We start from the raw sequence: 19,482 nt of genomic DNA on the forward strand, positions 1-19,482 counted from the left end.
AAGGGACCGCCGGCGCTACAGCCTGCGCACCCTGCGGGGGACTTCCGCCCTGGTGGGTGCAATTCAGCCGTCGCACCATCCCGGACCGGTCGCCTCTGCTCGGTGCGCTCGCCGGCGAGCGCGGAGGGGTCAGCCAAGCAACACCCCGAAGCGTGCAGGCACTTAGCCCCTCACCGACGCGACAGCGGTGACGCAGGAGGCCGGCCAACTCTCCAGAATATTTTCTGCAAAAATACTTTTGGAAACCCCTTCGGGCACCCTAGTCTCCCGTCATGATCAGTGATGAGCAGAAGCGCGTACTCGATCCGGAGCAGGACGCAGCAGCCCTGAAGGCCCTCACCCACCCTCTGCGTATCCGGCTGCTCGGGATGCTGCGACAGGACGGCCCGGCCACCGCGAGTGAGCTCGCGGTGAGGACCGGGGAGTCATCCGCCTCCACTAGTTACCACCTGCGCGTCTTGGCGAAGTACGCCTTCGTCGCCGAGGCCGAGCACCGCGACGGGCGGGAGCGCCGCTGGCAGGCGGTGCACGCCGTGACCTCCTGGAGCAGCAAGGCGATGGAAGCCACGACCGGCAGCCGCGCCTACGTCAGCTTGTCGCGCAGGGCCCAGATCCAGCACCTGGAGGCTTCTCTCGTCCGGCACGAGGCAGACATCGCCGACGGCCGACTGGGCCCGGAGTGGGTGGAGCCCTCCGGCATCAGCGACCTACTGCCCCGCCTGACCCCCGAGTCGCTCACCGAACTCTGGGAAGTCTTCCACCACAAACTGACGGAACTGACCACCCGCGATGCGGAGGATCCGCGCTCCGCGCAGGTCGTGCTCCTCACCGCCGGACTTCCCCTGGCTCCACGTGACCCCGGGGCGGAACCGGCCGCTTCTTCCCCGGCGGGTGCACAGACCGAGGACGCCTCATGACCGGGCTGCTGGACGTTCGCACGGCACGCCGCCGGTACGTCACGGTCTGCGTTCTGTTCTGGCTGCCGCTGGGACTGACCATCGCTCCCCTGATCCTGCTGTTCACCGAGCGCGGCATGGCCATGGAAGCCATCGCAGGCTACTTCGCCGCACACTCCCTTGCCGCCGCCGCGCTGGAACTGCCCACCGGAGGACTCTCCGACGTCCTGGGACGCCGCGCGGTCCTGGCGACCGCCGGCCTGCTGAACCTGACCGCCCTCACCCTTCTGGGCCTGGGCACCGCCGGCTGGCTGCTCGGACTCGGCATGGCCCTGATGGGCGCGGGTCGCGCGCTGTCCAGCGGACCGGCCGAAGCCTGGTACGTCGACACCCTCCACACGCACTCCGGGCCCGGCGCCGAATTACACACCGGACTGGCCCGCGGCTCCGCCGCAACATCCGCCGCACTCGCCACCGGCACCCTGCTCGGCGGTGTCCTTCCCTGGCTGCTGGCACTCGGCCCCGATCTCGGCGCCCGACTGAGCGGGGCAACCTCCGGACTCGTAGTACCCCTTTCCACTCCGCTGCTCCTGGGCGCAGCGGTCGAGGTCGCCTTCGTTATGTACGTCCTGACCGCCCTGCGGGAACCGCCCAGGCCGAGGGTCACCCTGCATGACGTGCTCCGAGGCATCCCGGCGACCGTAGGGGATGGACTGCGCCTGGGCGGCCGCGACGCACTGGTCCGTCGGATCCTCCTCAGCGCAGGGGCAGCCGGCAGCGCTCTGGCCGCGATCGAATTGCTCACACCGGGCCGGTCCGCAGCCCTCACCGGTGCATCGGAGTCGGGCGCGGTGATCTTCGCGGCACTCGCCTGTGCCGGATTCATCTGCTCCGGCATCGGAAGCCACTTCGCACCGCTGGCCGCCCGACTCGCGGGCAGCGGCGAGCGCGCAGTCATGGCGAGTCTGGGTACGAGCGCCGGCGGCCTGCTTCTGCTCGGCGCCACCGCAGGTTCCACGGGAGCGGGCTCCATGGTCCTCGCGGCCACCGGCTACGGCCTGGTCTACCTCGGGCTCGGCTCGGCAGGACCGACCGAGAACGACATCCTGCACCGCCGTGTCACCCGTTCGGTCCGGGCCACCGCACTGTCCGTCCAGTCCTTGGCCCTGCAACTGACGGGAGCCCTCAGCGGCTTGATCATCGGCGTACTTCGGCCAGGCCCGCTGCCCTGGCTGCTGGGAGGTACTGTGCTGCTCGCCGGAGCCCTCCTGTGGATTCACCACGGTGGAGTCACACCCCGGCCCACCGAGTCAACTCCTCGGCCACTCGCCAAGTCGTCCTCCCCGAGCTCTGCCGCCTCCGCCCCCGACCCGCATCATAAACATGTCGATCAGTAGCGCTCGGACGAACTCCAGACCCGCACAAGCGCGCAGGCGACCGCGGCCTCACCCCCGTCCTCGGCCGTCATGAGGGTGACGAGGATGTCGTCCGGCATTGGTCGGACCCATCGGGGACGGGGAGAGGGACCGGCGGCGAGCCGTCCGCGGACGATCCCCGACGGGTCGGTTGCCAAGGGGGCGAGTCGTGCGGGGTCGATGTGCCTGTTGCCCGCGAGCGCGCGGCGGATCGCTCTGGCCGGGTGGTGGAGGGCTGCGTCGATGACGGCGTCGGGTAGGTCACGACCCTCGCACACCAGCAGACCCGCCTTACCGGGCTGCTTGATCCACGAGGCGTATCAGTACGTCGGAGGGCGCCGCCGGATTGAAGGCGATGCCGCGCAACCACGATTCATGCGGAGAGTCGGACACCGCTCATCCTGCCACCTCACCTCCTGAACCGGGCCGCCGGACCGCCAGACAGCTACCGGCATGGGGAAGGTCCTTAAGCGAGGTCACCACTTGGCCTTCCGCCAGGCCGCAGCAGCTTGGCCAACCGTGTTCGACGGCAGCGCCGTTGCGGGAGCTACCTTGCGGATCTTGATCGCGTATCGCTGAGTTGCCGGCGTACGAATCGGAGACCATCGGACGGGCCGGGAGAAGCCCTGGTTGACCTTCACCCTGGGGGAGCCCACAGCATCAGGGGAGCCAGGCGACGTGCCTGGCTTGAGGAGGAACGAGCATGGAGTTGCTGACCATCGGGACGTTCGCGAAGGCGTCCCGGCTGTCACCGAAGGCGCTGCGTCTTTACGACGAGCTCGGCCTGCTGACTCCTGCGCGCGTCGATCCGGTGACCGGCTACCGCCTCTACGCACCGGAGCAACTGGATCAAGCCCGGCTGGTCGCCTGGCTCCGACGGCTGGGAATGCCTCTCGCCCGCATTCAGCAGGTCTGCACGATGGAGGCAGGGCCGGCAGCCGAAGAGATCCGCGTGTTCTGGTCCCAGGTCGAAGCCGATACCGCCGCACGGCGGAACCTGGCCACCTTCCTCATCGACCACCTCTCCTGGAAGGACCCTGACATGCCCCCGACCGCCAAGCCCTTGAGTATCCGCTACGCCGCTCTTTCCGACACCGGCCTGGTTCGCGAGAGAAACCAGGACACCGCCTACGCGGGGTCCCGTCTCCTCGCCGTCGCCGACGGCTTCGGCGGCCAAGGAGCCCCCGCCAGCGCGGCCGCCATCGACGCGCTCAAGCACCTCGAAACCCACAGCATCCCGGCTGGCAGTCTCCTCAATGTCCTCGACGACGCGATAGGACGGGCCAAACTGGCGGTGCACGGTGTCTCGGGGGCCGGCTTTTCCGCCGATGAGGCCGGGACCACGCTCACCGCGATGCTCTGGACCGGCTCGCAGTTGGCCCTTGTGCACATCGGCGATTCCCGCGTCTACCTGCTGCGTGACGGAGAGCTGTTCCAGATCACGCACGACCACACCATGGTGCAGTCGATGGTCGACGAGGGACGCCTCAGCCTGGAAGAAGCCGCCTCCCACCCCCAGCGGTCACTGCTGGTACGTGCTCTCGGCCATGGAGCCGACAGCACCCCCGATGTGCGCCTGCACGACGCTCAGAAGGGAGACCGCTACCTGCTCTGCTCCGACGGTCTGTCGACCGTCGTACCGATCGACGAGATCCATCGCGTGATCTCCCAGACCAGTGAGCCGGAGCAGGCTGTCCACGAACTCATCGCCATTGCCAATGACTCTGGCGGCCCTGACAACGTCAGCTGCGTGGTCGCCGACGTCATGGAGATCCAGCAGTAGGAGCGAGCGGCATGCACTTCGAGTTGCACCATATCCGCTCTTATCAACTCATCCGCGAGGCGGACGAATACCGTCTCGCTCAGCAAGTCAGGAGAGCCGAGTCTGCTCCACCACCCATGAGGGTCAGTACTTGCTACCGGCTCCACGACGCCTGCTGGATTGGCTCCGCGGGTGAACCAAAGCACTGTCTCCGGTTGAGCGGGACACCGACCGCCACCTGTTCCACTCAACCGGAGACGCCCTACGTCAGGCCCTCGCCTCGCCCTGCTCACAGTCGCAGCAGGCACAGCTCCGGCGCGCCCGAGACGAACGCCCGCTCCAGCAGCCCCTCTCCCCAGAAGTGTGGCAGCAGCGGCCGGTTGACCCGGCCCGGCCATGAGGGACCAGGTGCTGTTCACGCTTGGGGCCCAGACGATATAGGTATCAGTTCGGTGTCCGTGGGTTCGGTTGAAGTGTGGGGGCGGCCAGCGAGGCGGCGGGCCTCATTCATGACCTTGGCATTGACCTGAGCTACTGCTCTGTCGTCGTCTTCGAGGATGGCATATTCGGCGTCCAGCTCGGCAAGCCGTTTGGTCAGGGGCAGTTCATGTCCGTGGAGCTGGTGAATTCGGAAAGTCAGCTCCCAAGGTGCCAGCTCACCGGCCAGCATACGGCGGGCCAGCACTCGTGCGGCGGCTTCGTGGAGCGCCTCGCTGGCAACCGTATGGACGATGAGGTCGAGTTCATCGAGCGCCACGGGGAGCAAGTCGTACACGTCGTAGTCCGCTTCGGCGCGTGTCCGACTGCCAACACCCGAAGTCCCGGGCTATCAATTCCCGCAACGAGAGCGTCACAGGCCGCGCTGACGACATCTCTTGCGATGGCGCTGCTGCTCGGCGTCTCGTGTAGTCCGAACACCTCGGCCAGATGAAGCGGAGGTCGGAGACCGGGAGGATCGGTGGTACGCCAGTGGCGGTCATCGAGGACGACGTGGTGCCCGTTCGGGGTGGTGGGCGGCCCTGCTTTGAAATGCGCGGTCGGCGGCTGTCTTCGTCCGGCCGTGCTCACTCCTCGGACGCGCGCATCGCCCCGCGCTCGGGAAATGGGCCGCGGACTGTGCGGACGTCGCGGTGCCGTTGCCGTGTCAGCGGGCGCGGCGGATACGGATCGGACCGCGGGTCTTCGTCGGCTCCACCGGGCGGCCGCCCTGGGTGATCTCCACCTCACCCGACTCCACGAGCCGCCGGGCGGCACGTCGGACCGGTTCCATGAGGGCGCGCCAGCCGTCGTCGTCCCCGTCGTACACCGCCCGCGCGGCGTCGGAGGGACAGATCGTCGCGGTCGGACCGCGACGATCCAGCAGCTGCAGGATGACCCGTTCCAGGCGTCGGTCGGTCTGCCGGTCGCTGTCCGTCACTCCGCCAGTGTCGCACCGCTGATGTCCGGTACGCCGACAGCGGGCCGGCGCGACCGCCTCGGGCCGATATGCCGAAACCCTGAGGGGCGCGGCGCCTGAGGGGCGCGCCTACCTCACCAACGCCATGCCCGGGCTCACGCACGGCACCGGGCACGGCGGGGATGGGGGCAGGTTGGTCAGACTCCGCCGCGCCAGGCGCCGGTCTCGGTGCCCCGGTCCTCGATGAAGTGCTTGAAGCGCTTCAGGTCGCCCTTGACCTGCCGGTCGACGAAGCCCAGCTTGTCGCCGATGCTCTCCGCCATGCCGTCGGGGTCGAAGTCCATCATCAGGGTCACCTCGGTATGGGCCGGGTCGATCGGGCGGAAGGTGACCAGCCCCGACTGCTCGGTCTCGCCGCCCACGGTCACCCAGGCGACCTTCTGGTCCGGAACCTGCTCCGTGATCTCCGCATCGAACTCGCGTTTCACTCCCGCGACCTTCGTCACCCAGTGCGTGAGCGTCTGCGTGCGCTGCTCGATCCGCTCCACGCCGTCCATGAACTGCGGGAACGACTCGAACTGCGTCCACTGGTTGTAGGCCGTCGTCACCGGCACGCCAACCTCGATCGTTTCCTTCACCTGCGACATCGGAGAAGTCCTTCCACGACTGGGGGCACCGCCGACGGTGGCCGGCGGGCGCGAGCCATCCCTCCCCCGCCCGGCGTGCCCGCCCCTCCACCCTTCGGCGACACCACCCGCCCGAGGTCGATACGCCTGGCGTGTCCCCGGCAACCGGCCCACCCCGGCCCACCCCGGCCCGGATCGGCCGGATCGGCCGGATCGGCCGGATCGGCCGGATCGGCCGGATCGGCCGGATCGGCCGGATCGGCCGGATCGGCCGGATCGGGCCGGATCGGGCGCCCTGCCGTACGCGCGATGGGGCGCGGGGTGGTCTCCGGGCACGGACCGTCATCCGCGCCCCGCGCGGACAGGTCGTTCACCGCGCGGGGCGCGGATGACGGTCCGTGCCCCGCGCGGACAGGTCGTTCACCGCGCGGGCCGCCCCCTCGACGGTCTGCCCGACCCCGCCGGTCTCACCGTCGTACGGACGGTACGAGGCGCAACAGGGTGTGGAGGACGGCGTCGACGCTGTCGTGGGCCGGTTCGTCGGTGACGTGGGTGAGGAGGCGGGCCAGGTAGCGCAACAGCGGGGGCGAGGCCATGACGCGGGGGTGCAGGAGCGGCCGGTAGCCGTACCGGGCGAAGAGGAGATCACCGGCGAGGTTGCCCAGCCGGTAGTACCGCCCCCAGCGGCGGTGGATCTCGGCGGGGTATTGCCCCAGCGCGTGTTCACGACGCGGCCCCTCCGGTCTGGCCAGCGCCAAGGCGATGGTTTCGGCGGCAACCTCCGCGGCCTCCATCGCCTGGGCGATCCCCTCGCCACTCCACGGGCTGATCATGCCCGCGCTGTCTCCGACCAGGAGCAGTCCCCGACGGTATTGGGGGCGCCGGTTCAACCCCATCGGCAGGGGGGCGCTGCGCAGGGGCGATTCCGCGTTCTCCTCCCGCACCCCCCACTCGGCGGGCAGGCGCGGTAGCCAGTTGTCCAGGGCCGCCCTCAGTTCCACCGGACGGCGCCGTCGCTGCGGCAATGCGCCGAGGCCGACGTTGACGCGCCCGTCGCCGAGCGGGAACACCCAGCCGTATCCGGGCAGGTCCAGCCCGGTGCGCGGACAACGCAGGTCGGCCCACAGCTCCAGATACGGATCGTTGGTCCGGGCCGGGCTGCGGTAGTAGCGGCGGGCCGCTGCGGCGACCGGCCGGCTCGTGTCACGTTCGAGCCCGAGGGCCAGAGCGGTCCTCGCCGACGCGCCGTCGGCCGCCACGACGATCGGCGCCCGGTAACGGACCGGCTCGCGGTCCGGCCCGCGGGTCGCGGTCACTCCCGTGACGTTTCCCGCCCGGTCGGTCAGCGGTGCCGTGACCTTCACCCGGGTGCGCAGGCGCGCTCCGGCGGTACGGGCGTGCGCGGCGAGCAGGTCGTCGAAGTCGTGTCGGCTACGGGTGAGCCCGAAGTCGGGGAGGCTACCGAGCCGCGGCCAGTCCAGGTCGGCCTGGTGTCCTTCGCAGACCCACCGCATTCCGCGGTTGCGCATCCAGCCCGGTGCGTCGATGTCGACACCCATCCTCACCAGCTGGGCCACTCCGCGCGGCGTCAGTCCGTCGCCGCACACCTTCTCCCGAGGAAAAGCCCCCTTCTCCAGCAGGAGTACGTCTACGCCGGCGCGGGCCAAGTGGAGGGCGGCGGCGGAACCGGCCGGTCCGGCACCCACCACGATGACCTGCGCCTCCTCGTCACCTACGCCGTCATCCTGCGGTGCAAGGCTGTTGCCCTCGGAGGGGCGGTCGTCGCGCGCGTCATCACGTTCGGCGGTCACCCCATCACTATGCCGTCTCCCGTGCGGGCCGGTCCGTGAGACAGGCCCGAGGGGGCCGACGAGTTGTCCCCGGGTGTGGCGCGCGTACCGCCCGGCCGTCGTCGCCCCCGCCGGGGGCGACGGGGCGGTACGAGACGGGGCGGGGCGAGTCCCGGCGGGGCGAGGCCTGGTGGGGCGCGCGCTGGTGGGACGTGCGGTGGTGGGACGTGCGGTAATGGGACGTGGTGTGGCTCGTCGCGGCCGGAGGTCAGTGCGTGAGGTGCCAGTTGGCTGCGGCGGGCACGTGCGGCGCGAGGGTGCGCGCGCGCTGCCACATGCCGTGGAGCTGCTCGGTGGGACGCTGCTGCTCGCCGTGCAGGGCGTTGAGGATGACCAGGCCGCCCGTCAGGGCGGGTACGACCCACTGCAGGCACGCCAGGTGCCGCTGCGCCCTGTCGGTGTCGATGGGGTGCTTGGCCGCCTTTTCGGCGTCCTGCGAATTGGTGGACCCGGCCAGTTCGATCTTCTTGCCCAGGATGCGGCTGTGGGCGGTTGCCACGAGGGCGGCGCCCGTCAGGACGGTCTTGGCGAGCGTCGACGCGGCGACCCCCTGCTGGGTCGCGACTCGCGGCGCGTTCGCGGCGAGCAGGCCGCCCGAGCCGAACAGGTGCGCGGCGATCGCGGCGGCGTTTACGGGCGTCCACTTCGCCCAACCGGCGCTTGCGATCCTCGCCGAAGTGGCCCAGGTGCCGCCCTCTTCGCGCGCGGCGCCGTTCAGGCCCACCGCACCCATCAGCGATCCCCCGAACCAGACGGCGAGACCCACGTCGTGGAGGCTGCGCAGCATCGTGTGACGATCGGACATGAACGGCTCCCTTGCCCATGCGGAAGAAACACCGGCGAAGCGGCCGGCGCCCTGGCCACCGTCATTCACCGGGCGGGTCATCGCCACCGGGCTGGTGCGAACGGAGCAGACACCGGCAACCTTTCCGGCCTCCGCCTGCGACCGTCAACCGCGGAGGGAAGCGGAAGAGCGGTCCATCGAGCTCCTGGCGCTCAGGGCCCTGTCCGTGTCGCGCAGGCGGGGTGCCGACGACAGCCGGATTGCCCCAGCCGTCATCGCTCCCTGGGCACGGACTGACGGGGTGCGGTCTAGGCAGGACCACCGCAGAGGTACGGCGGACGTGCCGACGCCGGTCAGCCGGGTGACCTGCCCGGAGTCGGTCCGGCCAGCGGGGAGCGTTGGCCCTTGCCGAGAGCGCGTACGGCCGGCCAGTCCACCTCCGGGTGTTCGGCCGGAATACGGTCGACGTCCGCGCCACGGTAGAGCCGAACCCGTACGGTGCCGCCTCGGGCCGCGCCGAACTTCACCTTCACCTCCTGTGCGCAGGTGATCCAGCCGAGCCGTACCAGGTGGTCGAAGTCCGTTCGGCGCACCCGGAGGCGGGCGGCGCACTGGTCCGGGCCCAGTGGGGTGGATTCGGAGATCAGGCGGTCCAGGTCGGGGCGCCGGGCCAGGTCCCTCACCTGATCGGGGTGCAACAGCGGCCGGTTCGGATCGTCGGACAGATCGGCTAGGTACCCGGCCGCCGCCATCTCCCGCACGGTCGCCACGCTCACCCTGGCCGGCCCCTCAGGCGGGTTCGGCGTACCCAAGGCCTGGGCGAGCCGGTCGGCGGCTTCCGCCCCGGACAACGCGTACGGCAGCCGACCGCGGATCGCTTCGCCGTCCATCGACTCCACCGAGGCCCGCGACCACACCACGGGCCCTGCATCGGCCGGAGGCACCGCCCCGATGTGGACCGCCCACCGGAACGCCGCCCTCGACACCCGCAGCCGCGCGGCGACCCGACCTTCGTCGAATACGGCCTCTTGCCCCACCGCCGGCCTCCTCTCGCTCGACCGCCTCACCCGGTGCCCGCGAGGCCCCGTTGCATGCGGAGAGCTACCGGTATGGCCGAGCAGGAGTGGAAACGAGGAGCGGCTGCGTGCCCGGTCTCCGGCCGGTGGCAGGCCGTACGCGCGGTGACTGCCGCCCGACCATGCCGGTCGAGCCCCGTCCGGCCGCGCGCCCCCGCTCCCGCAGGCCGCGGTACCGGAGCGAGATCTCCTGTGACCTGCGGCGATTCGCGCTGCTGCGGTTCCTTCCCTGCCCGACCCGGCCCCCCGAACCGTGGACTGCGACGTGGTTCCCGATACGGACCGGACCACGACGGGCACCCGGTACCACCCCCGGAGCGGCCTTCGCCCGGCGCCGGGCAGGGCGGCGCCGAGCGCGGCGGGCACACCTTGACCTCAAGTTCGCTTGAGGTAGGAGACTTCCGGCATGGATACCAACGAAATGCAGCGGCAACTGCGGGCCCTGACCGACCGCGCGGAGATCACCGATCTGATGGACCGCTACCTGCGTTCGCTGGACGACAGGGTCTTCGACGAAGCGTGGGCGCGCGCCTTCCACACCGAGGACGTCACCGCGGAGATGCCCATCGGCACCGTCCATGGTCGCGCTGCCCTGCTGACCCATATCCGGCGGGGAATGGCACTGTTCGACCGGACCGTTCACATGGGTAGCAACAACGTCGTCGAGGTGGACGGTGACCGGGCGACCGTCCGCGGCGCCCAGTTGAGCACCCACGTCCTGGCCGATGACCCCGGCGGTGTCTTCGTCTCCGCCGGTCATACCGAGACGGAACTGGCCAGGACCGCCGACGGCTGGCGGATCTCCGCCTCGGCACTGCGAGTGGTGTGGACCCAGGGCACGCCGCCCCGGCTTCCGGAGGACCTGACCGCGGCCTCCGCGGAGTAGGCGTACCGACCCGGGTCGTGGGGTGTCTGCGGGTCAGTAACGGGTGCGTGCCGGAGAAGACGGCGCCTACGGTGAGCTGCGGGGCGGCGGATAGCGTGGCGGCATGACGATGACCGGGAAGCGACGGGTCCTGTACCGGCAGAGCACTGGGTTTTGGCGGATGACGGCGAAGTGGGTTGCGGTCTTCGGAGTCCTGTACCTGCTGGACGGGGGGCTGCTCCGGTCGTGGGGAGACGCTCTGGTCTGGCCGATGACCGGGATCCTGCTGTGGGTGCCGTTCGGGATCGGGGTCGCCTGGTACCCGAAGAAGGACCAGCGCGTCGAGCTGACGGCGCGTGAACTGCGGGTGCGGCGCAAGCGGCTGCCGATGAAAGAGGTGAACCTGCTGCACGTGGCGCGGAGGTGGCTGGAGGGGCGGTCGACCGCGGACGACCAGCCGGTGTCGGAGTAGATGCGGCTCGACCGGGTGGTGTGGGTGCCGCTGCAGGACGGCCGGGCGTTCGGCGTGGAGTTCCGTGACCCGGCCGCGTTCGCCAAGGTCTTCGGCGCCTTCGCGGTCGCGGCGTGCGGCGGGCCCGACATCGTCCGCGCGAGGCCCGCAGCGGAGACCTACCCCGACCCGCGCCCGATGCGGGGCCGCCCCGCTGACGACGCAGGCTCCTGGCTGGACGCCCTCGACGCCTTCAACTGACAGCCGAAAACGGCGAAACGCCGCTCAGGAGGGAAGTCGGCCGACCCTGTTCGGTTCGGTTCCCTGCCACTGGGCCCACCGTCCCGGGACGGCGGTGCAGGCAGCCGAGAGGTGGGCCGGCGTCTTCCCTCGGACGTGCAGCCAGCTCTCGGCCGTCAGCCCGTCCTGCCGCAAGAGAAGTCCTGGCGCGGAGAACCAGCGGACCGGGGACTCGTCACTGCCCGTCCACATGGGGTAGTCCGGGAGAGCGATCCGCTGGAGAGCTGTGAGGGATGCAGCATCGGATCCTGAGGCCCGGACAATCCATAATATCGACTCATCTACCCATCAAATGCGAGGGGTTGTGGCTCAACACTCACTGCATAAGGCTTGAAACGATCGAAAGCATCACGCGATCGCGGGATCTCTTGGAGCTTGCATGGCTTTCACAGCGCTGCACCCCGAGGCGGGGCGCCTTGACGCCTCACAGCCCGACCTCGGTGGCGGCCTGGCCTGGTCCGACATCCACCGCGCCCGACCGCGCCCCGGCTTGACCTGTCCCGAGTGTGGGTGGGGCGTCCACGCCAAACACACCCCGCGCCCCCGACGCTTGCGCATCTTCGCCCACGACGCGGGCCGGCCGCCGGAATGCACGATGGCCGAGGAGTCGTGGGAACACCACATGCTGAAATTGGAGATGGCCGCAGCGATCCGCGCCGCCGGCTGGCACGCCGAACTCGAAGTGCCGGCGCAAGACAGGACGTGGCGCGCGGACGTGATGGCGACTTCCCCGGACGGCGCACGACGCATGGCGTGGGAAGCTCAGCTTTCCCCGATCACCGTAGACGACATCCGGACGCGAACGGATCGCTACCGCGCCCACGGCATCGACGTCTGCTGGGTCTCGCCTCACGCGCGCACGCCCGTGTGGATGGGCGAGGTCCCGTCCATACGCGTTCGCCCGCCGCTCGGTCCGGACCCCTGGACCGTGGACGACGGGCTCGCCGGATTCAATGCGGCCGGCGGCCGGTGGGAGTTCCGAGAGGAGCCGCTCCCCCACTTCGTGGCGTGGGTGCTCCGGGGCTCCGTCATCACGCGCCGAACCCTGCCCGCCTACCGCAGGGTGTCACGGACCGTGGAGGACGAGTACCAGACCTACGTCCGAGACCTGTGGTGGACCTCCCGGAAGTCGGCGCAGGCGCAGGTGGAACACGAGCAGATGCGGCTCCAGCGCGAGGCAGAGGCACAGGCCCGCGAAGCGGAGCGGCAGAAGCGGGCAGCGGAAGCGGCGCGCAAGCGGGAGGAGCGCGCGGCTGACAACCGGCGCCGCCGGGCTGAGGTGGTCGAACGAGGGCGGCGGGCTCGCGAGGGCCAGGCCGAGCGTGCCAGGGTGCTGCGGCAGGAGGCTGCGCGGCTGCGCCGCGCGGCGGAGGAACAGCAGCGCGCCCGCGACGAGGCCGAGCACGCTCGCCGGGCTGAGTTGGGACGGAACGCGGAGGGGATCGCGGCTGCCTGGTGGGCCCGCCTCTCACCCGCTCAGGTCGAGGAGTTGTTCGCCGCGGTCATCGAGGAGGCCGAGGAGGACGGCGTGCCGCTGAGTAACCCCCGTGCCCGTGCCGGGGTGCCGGCCTTCGCGTACGGCGTGCCCATGCACGGCGGCGGGCTGTACGGCATCGTTCGTCCGTGCCCGGCTCTCGCCGTCCTCTCGCCGCAGCTCGCGTTCCAACGGATCTTCGTCCGTAACGCCGAAGAGGCCCAGGAACTGATCGGTGCCGGACTCCCGCCGTGGAGGATCAGGGACCTGGAGCTCCCGAACCCCCGATAGCCGGGCCCGGCCCAGGACCCCGCGGCAAGGCGACGATTGAGGTGTCGGAGGACAGTGGTGTTTCGGGCGTCCTGTGACGACGGTGAGCCAGGCCCGGCCCCCGGAGCAACCGCCCGCACCAACTCGTCCGCGCATCCACTGATCCCCGGTAGTGTGGCTCGGCAGTCGCGCGGTGAGGGGGACGCATGGGGCGGGGGCGTTGGCCGCGCTGGGGGGCTTGTGCGGGGCTGGTCGCGCTTCTCGTCGCCGGGTCGGGATACCCAGACGGTCCGCAGGGAGCTTCCGGCCCAGTCATGTCGCCCGACGCCCGGTCGTACCTGTCGAACGCACTGGACATCATGGAGAAGAACTCACTGATGCGCCATCAGGTTACCTGGGCAGACGTACGGCGCACCGCCTTCTCCCAGGCCCAGGGCGCGCGGGAGCCGGCCAACACCTACGACGCGATCAATGCCGCCCTGCAGACGGTCGGTGCCGGGCACAGTTCCTTCATGCCGCCGAAGCAGGTGGAGGAGGTCCTCAACTCGTCGCCGGACACCGCCATCGACGGACCGGAAGGCCGTACGACAGGAGAGCGCATCGGCTACGTCTCCCTTCCCGGTGTTCTGGCTTCCGACGCAGCGTATGCACAGTACGTGCGGCAGGGCCGAGACGCCGTGGCGAGGGCAGATAGTCCTGCGGCCTGCGGCTGGGTGGTGGATCTGCGGGACAACCGGGGTGGGAACATGTGGCCGATGCTCGCCGTCGTGGCACCGCTCCTGGGCAGCGGCACGGTGGGCATGTTCGTGGACACCGACGGCAAGAAGTCCCTGTGGACGGTGGAGGACGGCAGCCCTCGCGAGGACGGCAGGCCCTTCGGGTGGGGAGACAGCGCACCGGTGACCAACGCCGGCGCTCCGGTCGCCGTACTGACAAGTGGCGAGACGGCCAGTTCGGGTGAGGCGGTGGTGATCGCCTTCCAGGGACGGCCGGATACGCCCTTCTTCGGCCAGTACACCGGGGGCATCCCGACGGGCAACGCGGTGCACCGCCTGTCCGACGGAGCCATGCTGGTCCTCACAGAAGTCAGGGACGCCGACCGCACGGGACGTACGTACGACGCGTCGATCCCTCCCGACGAAGTGATCGACGCCGACGGGCGCTCATCCGAAGCCCGCCCGGACAAAGCCCTGGCCGCGGCGAAAGACTGGCTGCTGCGGCATGAGGCATGCCACTGAGCCCGACCTTCCGGGTGCCGCTACAAAGGCGGACCTCGGCGTCGCGGGACGCCGACTCGCAGGGCCTCAGCGGCCGATGGTGCTGTGGAAGTGTTCGCGGATGACGTCCGCGCGAGGCCCTCGCGCGGTTCGGACCTGTTGAAGTGGCTTGCCCGCCTGACGCCCTGGGTGCCCGAGCCGGCCCCGATACCAGCGCCGCCTGGCCTGGCACTGCTGTCCATCACCTCCGAACCCACGCAGACGCGCCGCCACACACCTCTGCCCGGCCAGCGGCGCATGGACGGCCAGCAGAGCGCCCCCGGACCAACACATTGTGTGCTGCTCCGGGGGCGGTTCTTGAGTCTGCCCGCCAGCCGGGAAAGCCAGGCGGTCAGGACAGCATGAGGCTCGCCCGCTACCCGCCGAGGCGAGCCTTGGCCACCGGAGGCACGTCCGCGTTGTCCGCCGCGCCCAGTCCTGCGAGCAGCCGCAGGCCGTCCTCAGCGGGGCTGCCGGCCGCCGCGGAGAGCACTATCAGCTCCATTCCCGACTCGTCCGGCAGCGCGAAGTTCTCCTGGTGCAGTTCCAGCAGGCCCACCAGCGGGTGCCGGTAGGCCTTGCACCCGTGCGTACGGGCCCGCACGTCCGCACGCGCCCACAGGCGACGGAACCGTTCGCAGCCCATCGCCAGCTCACCGATGAGCGAGGCCAGGCGGGGATCGTCGGGGTACTTCCCGGCGGCCAGGCGCAGGTGCCCGACCACGTCGAGGGTGCATTTCTCCCACTCCGCGTAGAGGCCTCGCTCGGCCTCTTCGAGGAAGATGTGGCGGGCGGTGTTCAAGCCGGGCAGCGGCCGGCCGTAGAGGAGCTGGGCGAGGCGGTTCCCGGCGACCACGTCCAGGCGGTGGTCCACGATCAGCGCCGGTGCGTCGACGACCAGTTCGAGCACGCGCAGCAGTTCCGGCCGGACCCGCCCGCCCGGCGCCTTCGCGCGTCGGCGCCGCTGCCGGGCGAGCCGCGTCAGGTGCCCGCGCTCGGTCTCGTCGAGGCCGAGGACGCGGGCGAGCGCGTCGAGGACCTGCTCGGAGGGCTGGGTCGCGCGGCCCTGCTCCAGGCGCACGTAGTAGTCCACGCTGACTCCGGAGAGGTGCGCGACCTCCTCGCGGCGCAGCCCCGCCACCCGTCGTCGGCTGTCGGTGGGGATGCCGACGTCCGCCGGTTCGACCCGGGAACGCCGGGTCCGCAGGAAGCCCGCAAGATCGTCCATGCCCCCAGTATGGCCTCGGCGCCGCCCGGGAAGGTGGTACTGCCGTTACCAGGAAGTCCGGTCCGACGGATACGGCGCCCCTGAACACCGCACGCCGCGCTCCCCAGAATCGAAGCCATCCGACGCGAAGCCATCCAGCGCGAAGCCGTCCGGTGAAGGCACCCGATTCGAAGGAGTTCCCGTGAAGACGCTGATCGTCTACGCCCACCCCGAGCCGCAGTCGCTCAACAATTCGCTGAAGGACCTCGCGGTCTCCACACTGGAGAACGCCGGGCACGAGGTGCGGGTGAGTGACCTGTACGCGATGAACTGGAAGGCGGTCGTGGACGCCTCGGACTACGGTCCCCACGCCTCGAATCCGCTTCGCGTCGCACGGGATTCGGGCCGCGCCTTCGACGCCGGGACGCTCACCCCGGACGTCCGTGCCGAACAGGAGAAGCTGCTCTGGGCCGACACGATCATCTTCCAGTTCCCGCTGTGGTGGTACACGATGCCCGCGATCCTCAAGGGCTGGGTGGACCGGGTGTTCACGTTCCATTTCGCGTACGGCGTCGGCGAGCACAGCGACACCAAGTACGGCGAGCGCTTCGGCGAGGGAACCCTCGCCGGCCGTAGGGCCCTGCTGTCGGTGACGGCCGGCGGCCCGCAGTCCCACTACTCCGCCCGCGGGATCAACGGGCCCATTGACGACCTGCTGTTCCCGATCCACCACGGCATCCTCTACTACCCCGGATCGAGGTCCTGCCCCCGTTCGTCCTGTACGGCACCGACCGGATCACCGACGAGCAGTACCCGGACATCGCCAAGGCCTGGAAGCAGCGTTTGCTCACCCTGGAGTCGACCGAACCGATCGCGTTCCGCCCGCAGAACTTCGGTGACTACGAAATCCCCTCCCTCCACCTGAAGGAGGGCCTCGAGCCCGCCGGCCGCACGGGCTTCGGGCTGCACGTCCGTCCCGCTCGACGGACGGCGGTCGACGTGGGATCGGTACACCCGTCAACGAACGCGTGAGCGCACCGGTCAACGAACCGGTGAGCGGCCGCTTGGCCGCCTCCAGGAACGCCCTCTCCCGCTCCGGGGTGAGCGGCTTGCAGCGCCGCCCACACGGATTCCGAGGAACTCGTCCCCGGCGCGGACGACGAGGGCGGTGGCACCGAGCGCGGCGAGGTGGCGCAGCAGCCGACCGATCTCGTCCGCGCCGTGGACACCGACCCCGAGCACGATGGCGTGCTCCGGATAGTGCTGCTCTTCGTACGGATCATGGATGGCGACGCCACCGATCTCCCCGGCCGCGTCGGGGTCGCCGTACAGCAGGCCCACGAGGGTGTGGCCTGATCATGTCCGCAGGTCAGGACGTGCGCAGCCCTCCGATGTGGTGCGTGCGGACGAGGGTACGTCAGCCTCTTCGTCCCCGGGCACGAACGACTTGGGCGGGTTGCCACAGACGGGCAACGGCGGCTTCGGCGAGGGCGTCGGTCGAGTCGACCAGCGGGAGCACACGAGCGGCCGCCCCGCTGATCAGAGGAATCTCCGTACACGCGGCGATCGCGGCCTGCGCGCCCTGCTCCTTGAGGCTCTCGGCGGCCGTGGCGATCCAGCGCTCGGGCGCGGCGGGGTCCGCGCCGCCCTTGACCGCGCGGATCGCCGCGTCCACGTACCTCTCCTGCACGCCGTCGGTCACCTGCACCACGTCGAGCCCCAGCCGAACGCCGGCCCGCTCGTACAGCCCGGTCAGCCGCGTACCCCGCGTCGCCAGGACGCCCACCCGCTCCAGCCCCGGCGTTCGGCGCGCCGCCGCCTCGAGCGCGGCCCCGATCATGTCGAGGACCTCGGTACCGGTCGCCTTCGACAGCTGCTCGACATAGGCGTGCGCGGTGTTGCAGGGAACGGCTATGCAGCTCACTCCCGCACGCTGGAGCCAGCGGGCGCCTTCCACGAGGGCCGGGAGGGGGGACGGCCCCTGTCCGAGCAGCGCCTCGGTCCGGTCGGGGACGGCGGTATCGGCCCACATGACGACGGGCAGATGCGCCTGGTCGGAGCCGGCCGGCGTGCGCTCCACGAACCGGCGGTAGAAGTCAGCGGTCGCCGAAGGCCCCATGCCGCCCAGGATGCCGAGCGAGGGGCGCGGCCGGGGCCGTCTCATCGCCGGGCTCCCTCGCACGGCAGGACGAGACCGTACGACCGGGCGCCCTCGGCGCCCGTCGGTCGATGTCCGAGGGCTTGCATGGGCCACGACCTTTCGGGGTTCGGTTCGGGGTTCGCCGCCGATCCTTGTCCGCAGGTCTCGCCAAGAGGTCGTGCCGGGCTCCAAAAAACACAGCCGGCATTGGGGCGGACGGCCAACGGGTTGCGTTGCCCCTGTTTTCGGGCGGGGAACTTTTCCTGCTTCGGAGAGGTAGAGTGGATAGTTGTCGCATGACAACCTTTTAGGCATCTGAGTACCGGCTTGCCGCAAGCGGGCTTCGGGGCGGCTCGGCGTCACTCCGAACGCCGGGCCCTTCGATGCGGCGCTGCACCCGAGGCGTCACTGCGGCCCCGTTCGATCGGTCCGTTTTGCATTGAAGGATGTCCTGTCATGACGAATCTGCCGGCTGTGGAGCGCGCGCTGCGCACCGCGGCACCCCATGACCTCTTGCACAGACTCCGTGCGGCGCTGGTGGAGCACTTCGGCGCGCGGGGAGTCGAGCTGCTGATGGCCGACTACGGCCTGACGGTCCTGCAGCCGGTGACGTCCCTCCCGCACACCGCGACGCCGCTGTCCGTCCGCACGACCCCGGAGGGGCGGGCCTTCGGCAGCCAGGAACCGTACGGGCAGTACGCCGTGCAGGACGGCGCCGTGGATCTGCACCTGCCCGTCACGGTGAGGGGCGACCGCCTCGGGATCTTGACCGTGCGCCTTCCCGAGGCCGCCTGCACCCCGGAAACCGTGGAACAGCTGCGGGACGTCGCGGAGCTGCTCGGCCACGAGATCGTCGTCGCCGAGCGCGATACGGACGTCTACCTGCAGGCCCGGCGCGCAAACCGCCTGACCTTGGCGGCGGAGATGCAGTGGCAACTGCTGCCCGCCCGCTCCTGCGCCCGCCCCGAGTTCGCGATCGGCGCGCAGCTGGAACCCGCCTACGACATCCACGGCGACAACTTCGACTGGTCCTCCACGGCGGAGACCCTCACGCTTACCGTCACCAATGGGATGGGCGAGGGTATCGATGCCGCACTGCTGACCAATCTGGCGGTCAACGCCCTGCGCAACGCGCGCCGTGCGGGGATCGACATCGCCGACCAGGCGGCGCTCGCGGATCAGGCGATCTACAGCCGCTACCAGGGGAGGGAGTACGTCTCCACCCTCCTGATCTCGCTCGATGTGGCCACCGGACGGGGGCACGTGGTCGATGCGGGCTCGCCCCAGCTGTGGCGTTACCGGGACCGAACGGTCGAGCGCGTCGAGTTCGAGGCGCAGTTCCCGCTCGGCATGTTCGAGGAGACGCCCTACGTCGCCCAGGATTTCCATGCGCTCCCCGGCGACCGACTGGTCTTCGTCAGCGACGGCGTGTACGCGACCGCCTCCGCGGCCGGCGAGGCATACAGCGAGCGGGCGCTCGCGCGGGCCATCCAGGCCACCGGTCTGCTGCCGGCCGCCGCGGTCCCCAGCGGCATCCTGCAGGAGCTGGCGGCGTACCGCGACGCGGACGCGGACGACGACGCGCTGGTGATGTGCATGGACTGGTTCGGCCGGTCCGCTCCCGCCTGACGACCACGACGACGGGTGGCGCCGGCATGACCGGTTAGCCCATCTGCCTGGCCGTCCGGCTGGATCACCGTGGCGACGGAGCGAA

The 19,482-nt window shown here is 70.3% G+C and carries 18 protein-coding genes and 1 pseudogene; 11 read left to right on the forward strand and 8 right to left on the reverse strand.

What is annotated here, in order from left to right:
• Window positions 1-272: 272 nt before the first annotated feature.
• The 3 genes from OG861_RS01650 to OG861_RS01660 all read left to right on the forward strand — a co-directional run bounded on the left by OG861_RS01650 (window position 273) and on the right by OG861_RS01660 (window position 4,094).
• Window positions 273-917 (forward strand): ArsR/SmtB family transcription factor, encoded by a 645-nt coding sequence (locus tag OG861_RS01650; RefSeq protein ID WP_329201286.1) that lies wholly within the window; start codon window positions 273-275, stop codon window positions 915-917.
• Entirely contained in the window at window positions 914-2,293 is a 1,380-nt protein-coding gene (locus OG861_RS01655; RefSeq protein ID WP_329201284.1) for an MFS transporter, read from the forward strand. The genes OG861_RS01650 and OG861_RS01655 overlap by 4 nt, the downstream gene beginning before the upstream one ends.
• A 721-nt stretch (window positions 2,294-3,014) precedes the next feature.
• On the forward strand, window positions 3,015-4,094 hold the full coding sequence (locus OG861_RS01660) for a MerR family transcriptional regulator (protein WP_329201280.1): 1,080 nt from the start codon (window positions 3,015-3,017) through the stop codon (window positions 4,092-4,094).
• A 394-nt stretch (window positions 4,095-4,488) separates the two neighbouring features.
• Here OG861_RS01660 and OG861_RS01665 read toward each other — a convergent pair whose 3' ends face one another.
• The 6 genes from OG861_RS01665 to OG861_RS01690 all read right to left on the reverse strand — a co-directional run bounded on the left by OG861_RS01665 (window position 4,489) and on the right by OG861_RS01690 (window position 9,766).
• On the reverse strand, window positions 4,489-4,848 hold the full coding sequence (locus OG861_RS01665) for a hypothetical protein (RefSeq protein WP_329201277.1): 360 nt from the start codon (window positions 4,846-4,848) through the stop codon (window positions 4,489-4,491).
• Window positions 4,849-5,217: 369 nt separating this feature from the next.
• The gene (locus OG861_RS01670) at window positions 5,218-5,490 is read right to left on the reverse strand and encodes a DUF3253 domain-containing protein (protein WP_329201276.1); all 273 of its coding nucleotides are present in this window, start codon (window positions 5,488-5,490) and stop codon (window positions 5,218-5,220) included.
• A gap of 176 nt (window positions 5,491-5,666) precedes the next feature.
• Window positions 5,667-6,116 (reverse strand): SRPBCC family protein, encoded by a 450-nt coding sequence (locus tag OG861_RS01675; protein ID WP_329201273.1) that lies wholly within the window; start codon window positions 6,114-6,116, stop codon window positions 5,667-5,669.
• 446 nt (window positions 6,117-6,562) lie between these two features.
• A complete protein-coding gene (locus OG861_RS01680) occupies window positions 6,563-7,807 on the reverse strand; it encodes a geranylgeranyl reductase family protein (RefSeq protein WP_329202617.1) in 1,245 nt (414 codons plus the stop codon).
• Between the two features lie 346 nt (window positions 7,808-8,153).
• Window positions 8,154-8,750: a hypothetical protein gene (locus tag OG861_RS01685; RefSeq protein WP_329201271.1), complete on the reverse strand. Its 597-nt coding sequence runs from the start codon at window positions 8,748-8,750 to the stop codon at window positions 8,154-8,156.
• 332 nt (window positions 8,751-9,082) lie between these two features.
• A complete protein-coding gene (locus tag OG861_RS01690; protein ID WP_329201269.1) occupies window positions 9,083-9,766 on the reverse strand; it encodes a hypothetical protein in 684 nt (227 codons plus the stop codon).
• 445 nt (window positions 9,767-10,211) lie between these two features.
• On the opposite strand from OG861_RS01690, the gene OG861_RS01695 reads away from it, so the two are divergent.
• The 5 genes from OG861_RS01695 to OG861_RS01715 all read left to right on the forward strand — a co-directional run bounded on the left by OG861_RS01695 (window position 10,212) and on the right by OG861_RS01715 (window position 14,403).
• Window positions 10,212-10,691 carry a nuclear transport factor 2 family protein gene (locus tag OG861_RS01695; RefSeq protein WP_330261046.1) on the forward strand — a complete coding sequence of 160 codons (480 nt, stop codon included), beginning with the start codon at window positions 10,212-10,214 and terminating at the stop codon, window positions 10,689-10,691.
• Window positions 10,692-10,794: 103 nt separating this feature from the next.
• Complete coding sequence (locus OG861_RS01700; RefSeq protein ID WP_330261047.1) at window positions 10,795-11,142, forward strand: hypothetical protein; 348 nt, start codon at window positions 10,795-10,797, stop codon at window positions 11,140-11,142.
• Complete coding sequence (locus tag OG861_RS01705) at window positions 11,143-11,382, forward strand: hypothetical protein (RefSeq protein ID WP_330261048.1); 240 nt, start codon at window positions 11,143-11,145, stop codon at window positions 11,380-11,382.
• A 418-nt stretch (window positions 11,383-11,800) separates the two neighbouring features.
• Window positions 11,801-13,186 carry a competence protein CoiA family protein gene (locus OG861_RS01710; RefSeq protein WP_330261049.1) on the forward strand — a complete coding sequence of 462 codons (1,386 nt, stop codon included), beginning with the start codon at window positions 11,801-11,803 and terminating at the stop codon, window positions 13,184-13,186.
• A 293-nt stretch (window positions 13,187-13,479) separates the two neighbouring features.
• Window positions 13,480-14,403 (forward strand): S41 family peptidase, encoded by a 924-nt coding sequence (locus OG861_RS01715; protein ID WP_330261050.1) that lies wholly within the window; start codon window positions 13,480-13,482, stop codon window positions 14,401-14,403.
• 394 nt (window positions 14,404-14,797) lie between these two features.
• Here OG861_RS01715 and OG861_RS01720 read toward each other — a convergent pair whose 3' ends face one another.
• Entirely contained in the window at window positions 14,798-15,649 is an 852-nt protein-coding gene (locus OG861_RS01720; RefSeq protein ID WP_330261051.1) for a helix-turn-helix transcriptional regulator, read from the reverse strand.
• Window positions 15,650-15,830: 181 nt separating this feature from the next.
• Between OG861_RS01720 and OG861_RS01725 the strand changes: the two are divergent.
• Both OG861_RS01725 and OG861_RS01730 read left to right on the forward strand, forming a co-directional pair.
• Window positions 15,831-16,660 (forward strand): annotated as a pseudogene (locus OG861_RS01725) (NAD(P)H-dependent oxidoreductase).
• 156 nt (window positions 16,661-16,816) lie between these two features.
• Window positions 16,817-16,984, forward strand: coding sequence for a hypothetical protein (locus OG861_RS01730; protein WP_330261052.1), 168 nt, complete (start codon window positions 16,817-16,819; stop codon window positions 16,982-16,984).
• Between the two features lie 61 nt (window positions 16,985-17,045).
• On the opposite strand, the gene OG861_RS01735 is transcribed toward OG861_RS01730, so the two are convergent.
• Window positions 17,046-17,792: an aspartate/glutamate racemase family protein gene (locus OG861_RS01735; RefSeq protein ID WP_330261053.1), complete on the reverse strand. Its 747-nt coding sequence runs from the start codon at window positions 17,790-17,792 to the stop codon at window positions 17,046-17,048.
• 432 nt (window positions 17,793-18,224) lie between these two features.
• Between OG861_RS01735 and OG861_RS01740 the strand changes: the two genes are divergently transcribed.
• A complete protein-coding gene (locus tag OG861_RS01740) occupies window positions 18,225-19,397 on the forward strand; it encodes a PP2C family protein-serine/threonine phosphatase (protein WP_330261054.1) in 1,173 nt (390 codons plus the stop codon).
• The last annotated feature ends 85 nt before the right edge of the window (window positions 19,398-19,482 follow it).

Origin of the sequence: Streptomyces sp. NBC_00539 (genome assembly GCF_036346105.1) — a bacterium.
Lineage (GTDB): Bacteria > Actinomycetota > Actinomycetes > Streptomycetales > Streptomycetaceae > Streptomyces.